The 17,156-nt window shown below is 27.2% G+C and carries 15 protein-coding genes; all 15 read right to left on the minus strand.

Annotation, left to right across the window (positions count from 1 at the left end):
* Positions 1–97 precede the first annotated feature (97 nt).
* Complete coding sequence (locus J2Z25_RS03425) at positions 98–2,122, minus strand: DUF6259 domain-containing protein (RefSeq protein WP_209738380.1); 2,025 nt, start codon at positions 2,120–2,122, stop codon at positions 98–100.
* A gap of 15 nt (positions 2,123–2,137) precedes the next feature.
* Positions 2,138–2,878, minus strand: a complete 741-nt coding sequence (locus J2Z25_RS03430) for a sugar isomerase domain-containing protein (RefSeq protein ID WP_209738382.1) — start codon at positions 2,876–2,878, stop codon at positions 2,138–2,140.
* A gap of 4 nt (positions 2,879–2,882) precedes the next feature.
* Positions 2,883–3,839, minus strand: a complete 957-nt coding sequence (locus tag J2Z25_RS03435) for a BadF/BadG/BcrA/BcrD ATPase family protein (RefSeq protein ID WP_209738384.1) — start codon at positions 3,837–3,839, stop codon at positions 2,883–2,885.
* Between the two features lie 63 nt (positions 3,840–3,902).
* Positions 3,903–5,180 (minus strand): ABC transporter substrate-binding protein, encoded by a 1,278-nt coding sequence (locus J2Z25_RS03440; protein ID WP_209738385.1) that lies wholly within the window; start codon positions 5,178–5,180, stop codon positions 3,903–3,905.
* A gap of 74 nt (positions 5,181–5,254) precedes the next feature.
* The gene (locus J2Z25_RS03445) at positions 5,255–6,106 is read right to left on the minus strand and encodes a carbohydrate ABC transporter permease (protein ID WP_209738386.1); all 852 of its coding nucleotides are present in this window, start codon (positions 6,104–6,106) and stop codon (positions 5,255–5,257) included.
* A 1-nt stretch (position 6,107) separates the two neighbouring features.
* The gene (locus J2Z25_RS03450) at positions 6,108–7,037 is read right to left on the minus strand and encodes a carbohydrate ABC transporter permease (RefSeq protein ID WP_245173051.1); all 930 of its coding nucleotides are present in this window, start codon (positions 7,035–7,037) and stop codon (positions 6,108–6,110) included.
* A 60-nt stretch (positions 7,038–7,097) separates the two neighbouring features.
* Positions 7,098–7,439 (minus strand): DUF3307 domain-containing protein, encoded by a 342-nt coding sequence (locus tag J2Z25_RS03455; protein WP_209738903.1) that lies wholly within the window; start codon positions 7,437–7,439, stop codon positions 7,098–7,100.
* A gap of 3 nt (positions 7,440–7,442) precedes the next feature.
* Positions 7,443–8,591 carry a glycerate kinase family protein gene (locus tag J2Z25_RS03460; RefSeq protein ID WP_097034155.1) on the minus strand — a complete coding sequence of 383 codons (1,149 nt, stop codon included), beginning with the start codon at positions 8,589–8,591 and terminating at the stop codon, positions 7,443–7,445.
* A gap of 146 nt (positions 8,592–8,737) precedes the next feature.
* Positions 8,738–9,886 carry a CdaR family transcriptional regulator gene (locus J2Z25_RS18880; RefSeq protein WP_209738388.1) on the minus strand — a complete coding sequence of 383 codons (1,149 nt, stop codon included), beginning with the start codon at positions 9,884–9,886 and terminating at the stop codon, positions 8,738–8,740.
* A gap of 168 nt (positions 9,887–10,054) precedes the next feature.
* The gene (locus J2Z25_RS03470; protein ID WP_209738389.1) at positions 10,055–11,944 is read right to left on the minus strand and encodes an endonuclease MutS2; all 1,890 of its coding nucleotides are present in this window, start codon (positions 11,942–11,944) and stop codon (positions 10,055–10,057) included.
* Between the two features lie 380 nt (positions 11,945–12,324).
* Positions 12,325–13,476, minus strand: a complete 1,152-nt coding sequence (locus J2Z25_RS03475; protein ID WP_209738390.1) for an MFS transporter — start codon at positions 13,474–13,476, stop codon at positions 12,325–12,327.
* A 166-nt stretch (positions 13,477–13,642) separates the two neighbouring features.
* The gene (locus J2Z25_RS03480; protein WP_209738392.1) at positions 13,643–14,851 is read right to left on the minus strand and encodes an ABC transporter permease; all 1,209 of its coding nucleotides are present in this window, start codon (positions 14,849–14,851) and stop codon (positions 13,643–13,645) included.
* Entirely contained in the window at positions 14,841–15,521 is a 681-nt protein-coding gene (locus tag J2Z25_RS03485) for an ABC transporter ATP-binding protein (protein ID WP_035285351.1), read from the minus strand. The genes J2Z25_RS03480 and J2Z25_RS03485 overlap by 11 nt, the downstream gene beginning before the upstream one ends.
* 1 nt (position 15,522) lies before the next feature.
* Positions 15,523–16,602: an efflux RND transporter periplasmic adaptor subunit gene (locus tag J2Z25_RS03490; protein ID WP_209738394.1), complete on the minus strand. Its 1,080-nt coding sequence runs from the start codon at positions 16,600–16,602 to the stop codon at positions 15,523–15,525.
* Between the two features lie 72 nt (positions 16,603–16,674).
* Entirely contained in the window at positions 16,675–17,079 is a 405-nt protein-coding gene (locus tag J2Z25_RS03495; protein ID WP_008679871.1) for a hypothetical protein, read from the minus strand.
* Positions 17,080–17,156: the final 77 nt, after the last annotated feature.

Below are 17,156 nucleotides of genomic sequence, written 5' to 3' on the forward strand. Positions count from 1 at the left end.
CCTAAACATCCCCCTAAAAATAATAATTTTTCACATATTATGTTTAGATACTTTTTGGTTTTAGCTATGATCTTTATCGTATTTATTTCATTTTTGTTTAGCTATTTATAACAAAACATTTTAGTCTACTACTTCCAATAGATAAACTTACTTCATTACTATCTACACTTATTTCTTCTTTATTCCAGTCTATATCATAAACTTCAATATTTTTTATCTTTTTACTAAATTTTAAATTTAATATCGAATTATCAATCTTATTCCAGTTTCCAGCTATAAAAACATATTTGTTTTCTGATAATTTATAACCAGCTGCTTCACACTCTTCACTAATGAATTCGATATATTTATTGTCAATAAAATCAGACTTGCTTACATATTCTTGTATGTTCTTTCTAAAATTTAGTGCTTTTTTAGCATAGTTATGAATTTCTCCAGCCTTTTCTGTTAATCTCGTTGTTATTCCCATCCATAATATATTTCCTAAAACTATAGCTCTTTGCATATCTTTAAAGAAATACTTATATCTTTTCTCATCATCTTGTTCCCATCCTCTAGGATTAACCATATTTACTTGAACAAATTCAGGGAATGTATATTTAAATACATTATAAAATTCATCATACTCAGCACCATTCCATGTTAAATTTCCCCATGTATAACTTCCATAAATATCTCCACAATTTTCTGTCATTATATATGATTTTGGATTATGTTTTCTTAACCTTTTCAACAATTCCTTTAAAACATAAATATATCCATTGTTAAAATCGCCAATATCTTCATGGCTATGATCTTTATTATAACAAGGTAAAGGTTCAGCTGAAGCAAGTTGATCAAGATAAATTCCATCACATCCATAAGCTTTAGCTGTAAATTCAGCAGTATCTAATAGAAAATCTCTCCATAGCTTATCTGCTGGACAGTTTACTGTAAATTTAGCTGGGCCATATGTTTCATAAACCATTTCTCCATTTTCATTTAAAACAGCCATTTTTTTACCAACAGTTTCATGGAAATTTGATTCAACATCAAAAATTCTAGCATTTATATACAATGTAGATTGTCCACCATTGTTTCTTACATATTCAAGTCCTCTTCTAAACTCCATAGCTGATCCTAGTTCCATATCTGGATAATATTCAGGATAATATGAATCAAATCCTGTTCTATTCCAGCTAGCTAAAAACATATGGTTAACTCCAAGTTCCTTACCTTTTTCATATAAATGTGGAATTTTATCAAATGTATTTTCTATTTTTCCATTTCTTTTAAAGTTATAACATTGATTTAAAGCATATTGCTCCTTTAAGTAATCTGGATTATGATCAAAATCTAAATATTTGCCTATATATTGTCTATATATTTTTGAGCCATAATGCCAATCTTTATCTGTAATTGCAATAACATAATCTCCTGTATTATACTTTTGCCCATTAGTTATTCTTTTATATTTTCTAAATCCAAAACCCATCCATGGATTACTTTCTTGTCCACTTGTTTCAGCAATTACTCCTGTTACAGGGAATCTTTCATCATGACTACCTATATATAGTCCATTATTGTCATCATAATAATACATCCAACTCATTGAAGCTAATCCGCAGTAATTTATTTCTCTCCTATAAATATCTTCGAATTTTACGCTACTAGCTCTCCAAAAATCTTTTTTATTTTTTCCGTATCCTATTACAGGATTTATTGTTTTTTCACCTGCATGATGAGGATAAATAATCACATCATCTTCATGACTGTCTCCAAGATATATTCCTGATATACGTGGCATTAAAACTTCAGTTATTTCTATACTTTCATCTAAATTTTCAATATCTGCATTAATAATAATTTTATCCTCAATTGACTTGATATATATATTGCAGATTATGTTTTTATTAGAAAACTTTTTAATTGTTATCACTAATTCATTTTCATTTTCTGATACTTCAATTTTTTCTGGAATTAATTTAATCTTATTTTTATCACTTATCCCATATAATTCTATAATAGATTGTTTTATATCCTTTTTTATATATTCATCTCCAGTAATAGAGTTCTTAATACTAATAAAATTATTAATTTCACTTGAATATTCACAAATAAACGTATTTCCTCTTAGCTTCATAATACACCTCTCATTTTAGTATCCGTACTTTGTATAATTATCAATTGCTTTTCCATTTATTTCTGATGCATTTTCCATGTGATTTGATATATATACACTTGGTTTGAGACCTTTTTCTAAAAGCTTTTCTACTACAGTGCTTTGTATAGCCCACATTATATAACTTGCTGAAATCCCACTTGCTGGACAAATCTTTTGTCCTAACCCATCAACATTTACTAATGTATCCCCATAATTACTACAATTATCTAAATAATATTTACATGCTTCAAATAGTCTTAATCCACTTGGATGATCTGATTTAAGCTTATTAGAATATTCCACTGTAGTTATGGCTATAGTTAAACATCCTAAATCATTTCCCTTAATTGCTAAATCTACAGGAAAATATTTGTATCCTGACACTGAACCTATCATTATAATATCTCCTGCTAATATATTAGATCTTCCAATTACGAAATCTGCAAATCCTGGGATACTATCATATCCTACTGCTCCTTTTGAAACAGATGACCTATATCTTACAGGATTTTCAATTTCACATGTTATCTTTATAGGTTGAAGTGCCATCATACCTCCGGTACGACCTACACCTTCAAACATAAGCATATGACCTGTATCCATTATGTGCCAAGCTGCTCCCTTTTCTAACCTATCTGCTATTTCCTCAGATATTTTTATTATTTTTTCTTTTTGTGTATCTTCTATTTTTACTAATACCTTTTTCATTTCCTCAAAATACTTATCCATTAACATAATTTTAATCCCTCCTGTATTTATCTAAATTATTTAATATATCTTTATCACTATCAATATCTATACTTGCTTCTTTCAATAAAACATATAACATTGCTCCTATTAAAGGATCATATTTAGGATCTTCATAATACAAGTTTTCACATTTCTTTGATAGTTCTTCTTTGAAAAGATTTATAAACAAATCTCCAATATTAGTAACTCCTCCTATTAATGAAACTGGTAACTTTTCATAGTTTAATTTTCTATTTAATGTTATAACTAATTCTACCAATTCCTTTGCTGCTCTTCTTAAAATATCAATTGCATCTTTATCATTTTCCTTTGCTGCTTCAGCCACAATTTTAGAAATCTTAGCCACATCTTCTCTTCCAAAATCACTAGAATATATTATTTCTCTTATTTTATACTCATCTTCAATTTGAAACTTATCTAAAAATATTTTTCTTAATTTGCTATCTTTTATATCGTTATCATAAAAATATGCAAGCTTTTCAAGGCACATAATTCCAATATGGTATCCACTACCCTTATCTCCAATTAACGGACCCCATCCACCACTAACTACTTCTTTATTGTCTTTTGATATTCCTACAGCAAAGGATCCTGTGCCACTTAAAACTACAATTCCATATGATTTTCCCATAGCTCCAAAAAAAGCATTATTAACATCCGATAAACATTTGATATTTTTCATACTAATCTTTTTTTTGATTTTGTGGATACAATTTTCAAAACCTGGTATAAATAAGCATACTAGTTCTAAATCTTTAATTGATAATCTTGCTTTTTCTATACATTTGTTTATTCCTTCAATAACATTATTAATAGCTTTTTCTTCATCTATAAATAAAGCATTAGTTCCTGCATTTTTGTAATAGCTTAATATTTCTGCTTTTTCATTAAATATAAGAAAATCTGTTTTTGTTCCACCACCATCACAAACTAAAAAATTTCTCATATTACTCTCCCTAACCTTAAATATTAAATTTGGGATGCCTATAGGCCTCCCAAATTTTAATTTTTATTCTTTACTCAATATTTCTTTTCCTTGATTATCTACTCTTTGTGCAAATTCATCAGGAGTAATAACTCCTGCCCAAAGAGATTCACATTCTTTCTCAAACATATTTTGAAACTCTGATCCATTTATATTTACTTGATATGGAACAGCAGTTTCTAAAGCATCTACAAAGTATTTATTATAATTGTTTTCTCCTATAAACTTTGTTGTATCAACCTTATTTGATGCTGGCAAACCAAACTTCATATCTAAAGCAATTTGTTGTCCTTCTTTTCCTGATAAAAATTCAACTACACGCCAAGATAATTCTGGATTTTTTGCTCCTTTTGGTATAGTCCATGTATTTACAAAGGAAGAAGATGTACTAACCCCATTAACAGATGGTATTGGTAATACAGTATATTCTGTTTTATTAGCATCTAAAGTTGAAGAAGTTGAAAGTGACCCTATTTGCATTGCTACTTTATTAGCCATAAATGATGAGTATTCATTATCACCAAATTGTGATGCCTGTGCACCAGTTGGACAAACTTTATAAGTATTGGTTAAATCATACATAAATTGTACTGCTTTTTTTGTATTTTCATCTGTTGATAATACACTTGTTTTTCCATCTTCTGAATATAATTTCCCTCCAAATGCAGCTATATGTGCAAATGTTTGGTCACTATAATTCTTCCAATAATATCCCCATTGAGAATCTGCACCTGAACCTTTAGTAAGTTTTTTTGCAATTTCTACAAACTCATCCATTGTCCATGTATCACTTGGAATTTCAATTCCTGCCTCTTTAAACATTTTTGTATTTATATACATAACCTTAGGAGTAACATCACGGCCAGCTGCATACATTTTTCCATCAACAGTTAAAGCATTCTTAACAACTGGATATAAAGAATCCTTATATTCTTGATTTGCTAAATCATCTAATGGCATAATCATATTCTTTTTTGCGTAACGTGGTACTTGATCCATGGCAAGCATCATTACGTCTGGTGTTTCTCCTCCAGCTAATTTAGTGATCATAGTATCTGCATAACCATCACCAGAAACTGTTATAAAATCAAGCTTAATATCTGGATTCTTACTTTCAAAATCCTCTTTCATCTTTTGTAAATGTGCAAATTTAGTTATATCCCACCAAGTATAAACTTTTAATGTCTTCGGTTCACCTGAATTAGCATTCTCCTTTTCATTGTTAGAGCCACAACTTACAAGACCAATAACCATCATTAATGATAATAAAACTCCTAATGATTTTTTTAATATTTTGTTCATAATGATCCCCCTTATTATAAATTTATATATTCAAAGAGTAATATTAATTTCTCTTTGCTTACTAAGTAATATATTTATTTTCCACCAAATCCTGAGTTCATTGTTGAAGCCATAAAGTATTTTTGGAACATTAAGAATATGATTACAATAGGTATTATACTAAGAGTTGCCCCCGCTAATAATACTGCCCAGTTAGGTTCACTTCCCTTAAGATATTTTAACCCTACTGTAAGAGGCAATTTATCATAATCATTTATAACTAACATTGGCCATAAAAATGAATTCCACACATTTCTAAAAGATAAAATTGCTGTTGTTGCTATAGCTGGTTTTGCATTTGGTAGCACTATCTTAAAAAACACACCAATCTTAGAACATCCATCTACTATTGCAGCATTTTCTAAGTCCTTTGGAATACTCAAAAAATATTGCCTAAAAAAGAATATATTAAATGCATTTGAAGCAGTAAACATACTTGATAAGAACAAAGCAGTAAAACTATTATATAAATTCATATCCACAATTATTTTATAATTAGGTATAAGAGTAACATGACTTGGTATCATCATCGTTGCTATAAAAGCAAAGAATAATACATTTCTACCTTTAAACTCTATTCTTGTAACTGCATAAGCTGCTAAAGATGCTACTATTATCATAGCTATTGGTATCGTAATAGATAAAAATATTGAATTAAAAATCATCTTATTAAATGGTAAAACTTCCATTAATCTTTTATAATTTTGTAATGTAAATTCAGTTGGTATTAAGTTTAAAGGATTTCCTGAATATAGCTGTTCAACAGGCTTAAAAGAAGACATAACTGCCCATAAAAATGGATAAATCATTATTATGCTTAATATAATCATAAAAATGTGATATGTTGTATTCCCTATAAATTTACCTTTACTTTTAGATATCTTCACCTTATTCTCCCCCCTGTTCATTTCTAAATCTATATTGAATTAATGTTATTATCATAATAACTACGAAGAAAATCCAAGCTATAGCTGATGCATATCCCATATTATAATTTCCAAACCCTTGCTCATATATATAGTACATAATTGTACTAGTTGAACCTAAAGGTCCTCCATTCGTCATTATAAAAATTGATTCAAACATATTAAATGCTTCAATAACTAGTAAAATAATAACTACAAATGTTGTATTAGATAACATTGGTAATGTTATTTTAAAGAAACTTTGAATCTTATTAGCACCATCTACTTGTGCTGATTCATACAAGCTTTCTGGGATTGTCTGTAAACCAGCTAAAAACATTATCATATAATAACCACTCATCTGCCATACACGCATAATAACTAGCGCCATCTTACTTGTATCTGGACTATTCAACCACATAGGTGGGTTATTAAATCCTATTGCTGTAAGCATATTATTTATTAATCCCATATCAGGATTAAATATCCACAACCAAACCATACTAACAGCAATTGTAGACGTTATACTTGGAAGAAATAATGCCACTCTATATGCCTTAGTAATCTTTCCTGCTTTTTTATTTATAAGCAAAGCAAGAAATAATGATATAGCTAATACTATTGGCACTAAAAACACCACAAAATATAATGTATTTCCAAAAAATTTATAAAAAGATTCATCTTTTGTGAAAGCTCTTATATAATTTTCTAATCCTATAAACTTAGGTTTAGTCATAAGATCATAATCAGTTAATGATAAATATAATGAATATATTATCGATCCAAAAGTAAATATTGAAAATCCTATTAAAGCTGGTGATAAAAATAACCATCCTGTTAAAGCCTCTTTTGTTTTTAAGGACATTCTTTTATCTTTATTTAAATTATATTTCGAACCTAACTCCATCCTCATTTCCTTAACACCCCTTTAAGTTGAACTATTAAAGTTAAACTATTAAATTTTAATTAAAACTTATTTAAATACTATTGCTAAAATAACATAATGAATAACTTGGTCTATATATAAAGCTTTTTTCTCACCAAAATATTTAGGTGTTATTCCTCTTGCCTTAACATAATCTATTGGAAAGTGTGTTATTGAAATTAATGCTAATTGATATAAAGTAGCATTATAATTCATTAAATGCGAAACAACCATTATTCCAAAAGAATATAATATAGAATGTATGAATAAAACATAATTATCTTTGCCTTTACATTCTGCTAAATGTTGAGTTTGAAATAAGTAATCCCCAACTGCATGAGCAACTAAAATAAATAAAATATATTTTATAATAATCTCACCTCTATTTATTAATTAATTTTTATCAAGATATTTATCTCCTTCACATATTAACCTTATTACTCTTTCTGAAATATCATTTATTAATTTTTTTGAATCTTTAATACTCTCTTCTAATGTCATTGGCTTATTCACTATGCTAAAAATACTTGTAAAACCATGATTATAAAGTTCATCATATCCTTCACCAATTTCTCCACAAATAGCTATTACAGGTAGTCCAATTTTTTCAGCTTCTTTTGCTACTCCATAAGGAGCCTTACCAAATTTTGTTTGAAAATCAATTCTTCCTTCACCAGTAAATACTATATCTGAATCTTTTAAAGCTTCTACTAAGTTTGTCTCCCTAATAACTATGTCGACTCCACTTTCTAATTTAGCACCTATTACTAAAAATGCTGCTCCTGTCCCTCCTGCTGCCCCTGATCCTGATACATTTAACACATCTACTCCAAATTCTCTTTTTATAATCTTAGAATACTCTGACAGCCCTTCGTCTAAAATCCTAATATCATCTTCACTAGCTCCTTTTTGTGGACCAAATACATTTGTAGCTCCATTTATTCCACATAAAGTATTGTCAACATCACAAGCCACAATTATCTCACACTTTAAAATTTCAGTATTAAAATTTTTTTTATCTATTTTATATAAATTTTTTAGTACTCCTCCCCCTTCTGGAATATCTCTTCCTTCTTTATTCAAAAATCTAATTCCTAAAGCCCTAAGCATTCCTGCTCCACCATCATTAGTTGCACTTCCTCCAAGTCCTACAATTATCTTTCTACATCCCTTTTCTATTGCATCATTTAAAATCTGACCTGTTCCATATGTTGATGTAATTAATGGATTTAACTCGTTTTTATGTAATAAGTTTAATCCAGATGCTGCAGCCATTTCTATAATAGCTGTTTTGCCATCTCCAAGTATTCCATAAAATGAATCTATTTCTCTTAATAGAGGATCACAAACTTTTAAATTTATTATTTTACCACCAGTTGCATCAACTAAGGCTTGGACAGTTCCTTCTCCCCCATCCGCCATAGGAACTTTTACAACTTCTATATTTTTGTTATACTTAATTATCCCTTCTTCAATGGAATTTGCTACTTCCATAGCTGTTAAACTTCCCTTATATGAATCTGGAGCAATAACTACTTTCATATGTTCACCACCTCATAAGTTCTATAATCTACAACTATATAGTAATTGTTTACAAAGCTACTTTCAATGTGTCATCTGCATAAGAATTAAAAACACTTTTTATCATTTTTTTGTTCACCATGCACAAAAAATTTTAATATAATATTTTATTTATTATTATTAGATTCTATTTTTCTTGTATTTTCTTCATATATCAATATAGCTAAATATATCTTTGTACATTCATATGGCTTAGTTATATCTATTCCATACATTTTTTTAAATTTATTTAGCCTATACATAATTGTATTTCTGTGAACATACATCATTTTAGCCGTTTCACCTATCTTCATATCATTAATAAAATATCCCTTTATAGTCTTTAACATTTCATTGGATGCTTTATTTTTACCTTCGAAAACTTCATAATAATAGTCTTCTATATATCTGTTTCTATACTCACTTGAAATTCCCTTAATAAGCAATTTTAAACTATACTCATTTACATCAATCACTTTCTTAAAGCTATTACCAATTTCAATTGACTCCACTAAGCCAATTTGATAATAAGCTCTTTCATACTCTAAAATTTCTTTACACTCTTTACCTATTATAAAAATATAATTATTTGTTTTGCTTAACTTCATTTTACTAATTAAATCATTTATATAACTTTTTATATCTATATTGTTATTAAACAATAATACTATTTTTTCATTATTCAAATTTAATACAAGTACATTCAAAGAAGATAAATATTTATTAAATAAATCCTCTATTTTTTTATAGTTATTCTTATAATTATTACACATTTTAAAGACAACCATTTTACGTGAAACTTTCATATCTATTTCTAATAATTTTGCTCTAGTTTTATATGACTCTAAATCTTCCTTTTGTATTCCTTGTATTATTTCTTTAAAATACATTTTCTCGTTGTTTTTTTGAGCCTTTTGAGGAGTTTCTACACCAATTTCATTTATAATCATTTGAACTAATTCTTTAATCAAAGGTCCATATGGAATTACCTCTTCTGCTGTTCCTGTTATTCCAACTACACCTATAACTTTATTATTATAAGTAATTGGCATATTTACGCCACACTTGCACCCCCTATACATATGCATATTCTTAGTAGTAATAATTATATTTCTATTACTACTAGCACTTATTCTTGCAGCTTCATGATAAGTATTTTCCCTTTTTTTATTGCTTGATGCAATTATTATTCCGTCTAACCCTATAATATTTACATCTTTGGTAAATATTGGTGTTAATCTATTTATTATCTTTATACATGAATTATAATCTAGCACTTTATATTCCTCCTTAAGCCAATAAATAAACTATCTATTTTGTATATAATTAATATTATAACTACTCTAACCTTATAACTATTATATCATCAACAGTTTCATCCAAAAGTTTATATATTAATAAATAAAAAAAAGCTAGGCATCTATTTTAGATACCTAGCTTTACGATTATTTTATAAAATGTTCTTTTCTTATCTTCTTTAAAGCCTTTTTAGATCCTCTTTCGATATCTCTTTCAAGCTTTCTTTCTTTAAAACTTACAAATAATTGATTTAAATCATATCCTGCTGGATAAAGATCTTCTGCCTTTATTTCTAACTTTAATCTTTTATAATTAACTTCAATAAATTCACCATCGCATAAAACTGTTATATTATTTAGTTCGTTAATTTCCTTATATACTATTGCTTCTTTGTTGTTATCCAAAAGCTTAACCTTATCTCCAATTGAATATAAATTATATTCAATTGTACTATTTTGAATTTTCTTTTTAGAAATCTTACTTTCTTTAACTAGATCATAATTATACTCTTTAGAGTCTATATATTTTCTTGCTTTCTCAATAATATTATCATCTATTCCTATCTTTTTTGAAATATATAAGGCATTACTATCTCCTGATTTCCCAATTGAAAGCTTATATAGTGGTTCAAGTGTATCTTTCTTAAATTCCATTGCTGCGTTTTCAAAATCAGGATGTTCCTTTGAGAAATTTTTTATTTCTCCATAATGTGTAGATGCTACTGTTATGCACCCTTTATGATAACATTCTTCTAATATAGCAATTGCAAGTGCTGCTCCTTCATTTGGTTCTGTTCCACTACCTATTTCATCAAATAATAATAAAGTAGATTTATTACTTTCTTTTAAAATTTGTGCTAGATTCTTAACATGAGATGAAAATGTGCTTAGAGCATTTTCAACACTTTGATCATCTCCAATATCTACAAATATCTTATTAAATAAAGATATTTCAGTTCCTTCCTTTGCTCCTATATGAAATCCTGATTGCGTTGCTAAAGTTAAGAGTCCTACTGTTTTTAACACAACTGTTTTTCCACCAGCATTTGGTCCAGTAATTATTAAACTTCTGTAATCTTCTCCAATTTCAAAGTCTAATGGTACTCCATCCTTAATTAATGGATACTTTCCTTTTATTATTTTTATATATCCATGGTTATTTATTTTAGGTTTAATTCCATTTATTTCACGACTATATTTAGCTTTTGCCCAAATCATATCATACTCTGATATTACTTCAATATTTATCTTCAAATCTCTAATTCTTTCATAAATCATTTCAGTAATTGTAGATAAAATCCTATACTCTTCAATGCTCTCCTCTATCCTTAATGTTGCAAGTTCTGTTGTATATTTTGTTACTATATTCGGTTCTATAAATACAGTTAACCCTTTAGCTGAAGTTTCAATTATAGTTCCTTGAACTTGATTTTTAAATGCTGCCTTTATTGGTATGGTATATCTTCCATTTCTTTGACTTATAAAACTTTCTTGAATATATTCTCTATTAGCACTATTCTTTAAGAACTTTTCAAGTCTTTCCTTTATTTTACCTTCACAAATATCAATATGTCTTCTTATTTTCTTAAGTTCTTTGCTAGCATTGGAATCAACAGTGCTACCTTTAATCGAATTATTTATTTCCTCTTCTATATAGCTTAAATCTGTTATATTTTCTCCATATGAGCTTAATGTTCTAGCATATCCCTCTTTATCTTTTATAAATAATTTAACTTTTCTACATCCTCTTAAAAAGTTAGATATCATTACTAATTCATTTGGATCTAATGATGCCCCTTTATCAATCTTTTCAATAAGTGGTACTACATCAAAAATTCCTTCTAAGGGTATATGATAAGATGCATCTAATAATCTTCGTCCTTCTGATGTTTCCTCTAACCTTTGTTCTACAATCTTCATATTATCAGTAGGTTCAAGCTTATCAATTAAGGCTTTACCTAGCCCACTAACGCAATATCCCTTAATAATTTCTTTTAATTTATAATAATGTAATTTTTCTAGTGTACTTTTATTCATGTTAAAAAACCTTCCTTGTATTATTTACAAGTCTACGAAATCTAGATAGATTTTAAATAATATTTTTTCTTATATTTTTAATAATTCATAATTGAAAACTAAATAATTTTATACAAATAAAAAAGCCATGGATACTTCCACAGCTATAAATTCAACACTAATAAGAGTATTTAAAACACTCAAAAGTATATTCGTGGACTTGTATCTATTATAGTTTTATTAATTCCACAACAAATAAAGGTATAACACCCTATTTTTTAGAATTAATGTTAAATTACTATTTTAGATACTAAACACTCACAAAAATACCTCTCTTTATTTTAAAATCTATCTAAATATAATATATGATACAAATTATTTATGGTCAATACAAAATTAAATTATTTATATTCTTTATCAGTAATTTTTATAAAATATCCCATCAAAATTATTGAAACTAAGCTAATTAAAGCACAAATAATTAATCCATTCCCTAATGATGTGTTTGATGAAAATCCTATAACTGGGTTAATGGCTGCTGATATAATACTTCCTATCATAGAATATATAGATAAGATAGTTACTCTATTTCTAGAAATTATTGATTTATTTTTTATATCAATAATCATTGGTTCCATTACTGCCATACTAATAGCAATTAATGCTATACATAAAAAACTCAATACTGGACTATCTACAATTATTAATATAAATGAATTTACTAATATTAAAATCATTAAAAATACTATTGATTTCTTTTGCCCAAGTATATTACTTAATTTATAAGACTTTACTGATATTAAGTTCATAACTTGAATGGCTACTAATAAAACGCCAAAATATTTAATATCTATTCCACTTTTAATATATTGCCCCTGGTTTAAAAAGACGGTTATACTTTGAACTACTTCGCTAATTAAAGAAGTTCCAACTATAAATATTATTATTGATTTATTACTTATTACAAACTTAAAATTATCTTTTATACTTTCTTTTTTAACAATTTCAGTTTTAACATCAATTAAAAATAAAGATACTAAAAAAGCTAATCCATAAGGAATTATAGTATAATAAGCAGTTAAATCCATAGATATATTAACTATATAAGTTGACATTATTGAACCAATTAAAAAACCTATAGTTGAAAACCATTCATATCTAGCAAATACTCTCTCACTATTTTCTTCATCATTTATTGATAAATATATTAAGCTATAATCACATCCTGATAAGCCAGATATTGATATAGATAGCAATACTCTTTCAAATAAAAACATTACAAATGAATTTGCCTTGAAAAATATAATTTTAGATATAAAAAATATAAAATTTGATATTATTAATGTCTTCTTATACCCAAATTTATCTGCAAAAATTCCCCAGGGCATTTCTAATGCTATTATCAAAAGCATGGAAATAGATTCTATCAAGAAAATTTGTGATAAGGATATACCTCTGTTTTCTCTAAACACTGTCGCTATTGGAGCATAAAATACGAACCCTTGTAAAAATACTATCAGATTCATTAAATATATATTTCTTTTATTATTCAATTTAACTTTCCTCCTAAAAACACAACAAATAAACCTTTCATAAAAAGGCTAAAAATATGAGTTTAGAAATTAAGTTAAATTGGTCTAAACATAAATAATACCTCCAACTATTTATAAATATATTATATAATTTAAACAAAAAAATAGAAAGTGAATTAACCACTTTCTATTTTAGTATGTCTACAGTATTTGCATTTGCTGCCTTTCTGGCTGGAATAAAGCTCGATGCAAGTCCTATAACAATTGATATTCCTATTGCCAGTAAGCTTGTAAATAAATTTGGTGTAATTACTAATTTAAAATACATTGATATTATATTGGCAATCATAATTCCTAATGTATATCCTACGATTCCCCCAACCATAGTAATTACTATTCCTTCAATTAAAAATTCCCGTCTAATATCTTTTTTCCTTGCCCCAAGTGCTCTTTTTATTCCAATTTCTCTAGTTCTTTCTGAGACTGAAGTATACATCATATTCATAAGGCCTATTCCTGCTATAAATAAAGAAATACCTGCAACAGATGCAATGAACATAGTTATAGTATTAAGTACTCCCCCTAATAAATTTACTATTCCACTTGTATCTATTATTTCATATTTCCCCTTAATTCTATTTCCCTCAATTGAATTTAAAGTATTTTCTATTTCTTTTATACTAGCTTTTACATCACTATCATTTTTTAAAGTAATCTTTAATCCTTCCACTTTTTTAATACTAGAAAAGTATTTATCATAAGTTTCTTTTGGAATGCTTACATCTCCTCCCATATTAAAGAAACTTATCTCCTCTTCCTGTGGTGCTTTTTTTATACCTACAATTTCAAAGGATATACCATTTATAGTTGCTATTCCACTTACTAATTTCTCTACATCATCAAAATTACTTTTTAATGTTTGTTCTGAAGCAAATATAACTCTATTTTTAAGAAGGTTATCATTTTTAGTTAAATTTCTTCCAAAAGCATCTTCTGCTATATCAAACTCTTCTACAGGCTTAACTAAAACATTAATCACTTTTCCTCTAACATCCATTTGCATATATTCTCCAAAAGAATTGCTACTATATTGAAATTCAACTGATTCTACCGAATCTAATCCTTCAACTGAATCTTTATGTTTATTATTAAAAAACTCCATACTTGAAACTTCTTCTGTAAAAGTTTCTGGACTAAAGCTTGCCATAAGAACAACAGCTCCATCTGTTTCTCCTGTAAATTCCTTAATGGTCTTATTTTTATACCCTTGTCCTAGTGCCACTATTGTAATGACAGATGCTATACCAATAATTATTCCTATCATTGTAAGAATTGATCTTTTCTTATTTCTATTTAAATTTCTTAAGGCAGTAAAAATTAAAACTCTAAATTTCATTATTATCTACCTCCTTAAGTTGTCCATCAAAAATCTTTACTATTCTTTTTGCTTTTTTTGCAACATTTATATCATGAGTGATTAAAATAATAGTTATTCCTTCTTTATTTAATTTGTTAAATATTTCAATTATCTCTTCTGAAGTTTTACTATCAAGAGCCCCAGTAGGCTCATCAGCAATTATTATATCTGGATTGTTTACTAATGATCTAACTATTGATATTCTTTGTTGCTGTCCTCCTGATAATTGTTTTGGATATTTATCAATCTTATCTAATAATTTTACTTTTTCTAAGAGCTCTTTTACTTTATCTTTAGTTTCTTTAATTCCTCTTCCCATATATAACATAGGAAGCTCTATATTTTCCTTAATAGTTAATCTATCAATTAAATTAAAATCTTGAAATACAAAACCTATTTTTTCATTTCTTAAATTACTAAGTAAATCATCATTTAGAGTTTTCACTTCTTTTTCATCAAGAAAATAACTTCCTTGAAATTCTTTATCTAATAAGCCTAATATTTTTATCATTGTAGATTTACCTGATCCAGAGGGACCCATTATAGCTAGAAATTCACCTTTAGCTACATCTAAATCTACATCTTTTAATGCATGTAATTTTTCTTCTCCTGAAGAATAATACTTATTTATACCCTTCAGTTTTATCATATTATACTTCCTCCTTACTATCTTCGGAAGGATTTAATAGTATCTTATCTCCTACTTTTAAAGTGTCATTTTGAATTATGTAGTTATCATTCTTTAAAGTTGCTGATATTTCTACTTTTTTATTATTTTCACCTTCAATCAATTTAACGTATAGTTTTCCCGCTTCTTCTATAACACAACTTTTTGGGATTGTTATCTCTGCTGGATTTACTGTTAACTCTACGCTAAATCCTATTTTTATACTTTCATCCGGCTTAATATAAAACTTATATACCACAGATTTTTGATCTGCTGACATTGATGGAATTTCTTCAATCTTTGTTATCTTACCTGTAACTTTTTTATTATTACTTATAATTTTTATTTCTACTTTATCATCTATTTTAAGTTCCTCTATATCAAATTCTGACGCTTCTGATTCAATTAAAGAATCCTGAGAAATTATTCTCATATACTCTTTTGTAGGATCTTCATTATTTATATAAACTTTTCCACCTATTTCCGCTTTTACACTTTTCACTACTTTTCCTTTAAGAGAATCCCTTTTAGAAATAACATCATTTAAATTTGCATTTAACTCTTCTAACATACTAGCATTTTCAACTTGCTCTCCTTGTATGTTTACACCTTGATTTAAGTTTTGTTCTCCTTGATTTATTATTTCTGAAGATGCTTGCTCTTCTTTTTTTAGTGATTCTAACTTACTTATTCTTTCTTTTTCTCTATCAATTTTTGAACTCAATGAACTAATTTGTCTATTTAGCTCATCTATTTGCTCTTGAATAACTTCATTATAATAATTAAAAAGCACTTTATCTTTTTCTACAATTTGTCCATCTTCTACAAATACTTCATTTAACTCTCCATTGGAGTTATCTAAAATTATCTTTTGCTCATTACTTATAATACTGCTTCCCTTAAATTTTAATCCGCTAGTGTCTTCTATTTCAAAATAATCAACTTTATTTTCCTTGTTACTATCCAGTGTTGATTTATTCTTAACATATAGTGCTCCACTTACTGTTACAATTAAAGCTATTATAAATATACTAATTCCTATTATAATTTGTTTCTTCTTCATAACATCACCTCTTATATAATGTTCTTAAATGAATAGAGTAAATCTAATAAATAGATTTACTCCCCTTGCACATTATTCCTTAACAAAATATATATCTTTCTTTTTATAAATAAAGAAAATCATTAATCCTGGAAAAATTAGATTTAATGGTGTATATAAATTAACTCCAGAAATTATTGCTGAATAAATGAATGATAATACCTCTATACCTATAAATACAAATGCTCCAATAGGTTTTTTACATAAAATTAATATTACAGCTATAGTTATTATTAATGCTATAGCTAATGTTATTGAAATTTGAGCTATATTTACTTGAGTCCCCATTCCTGCATCAGCTAAAATCTTATTTGTTTCATCTTTAAAAAAGATATTAATTATAGATCCAAATATAACAAATACTTGTCCAATTAAATAAAGCACAGACATTGTAATAATCCCAGCACCTACTCTTTTTCTTTCTACATTATTTTCCATTGCTATTTCCCCCTCCAAAATATTCATTTTTATAGTACTATTTACCTCAAATAAATACAATATTAGTTACCTTAAGT

The organism is Clostridium tertium, assembly GCF_017873245.1.
Classification (GTDB): Bacteria; Bacillota; Clostridia; order Clostridiales; family Clostridiaceae; genus Clostridium; species Clostridium tertium.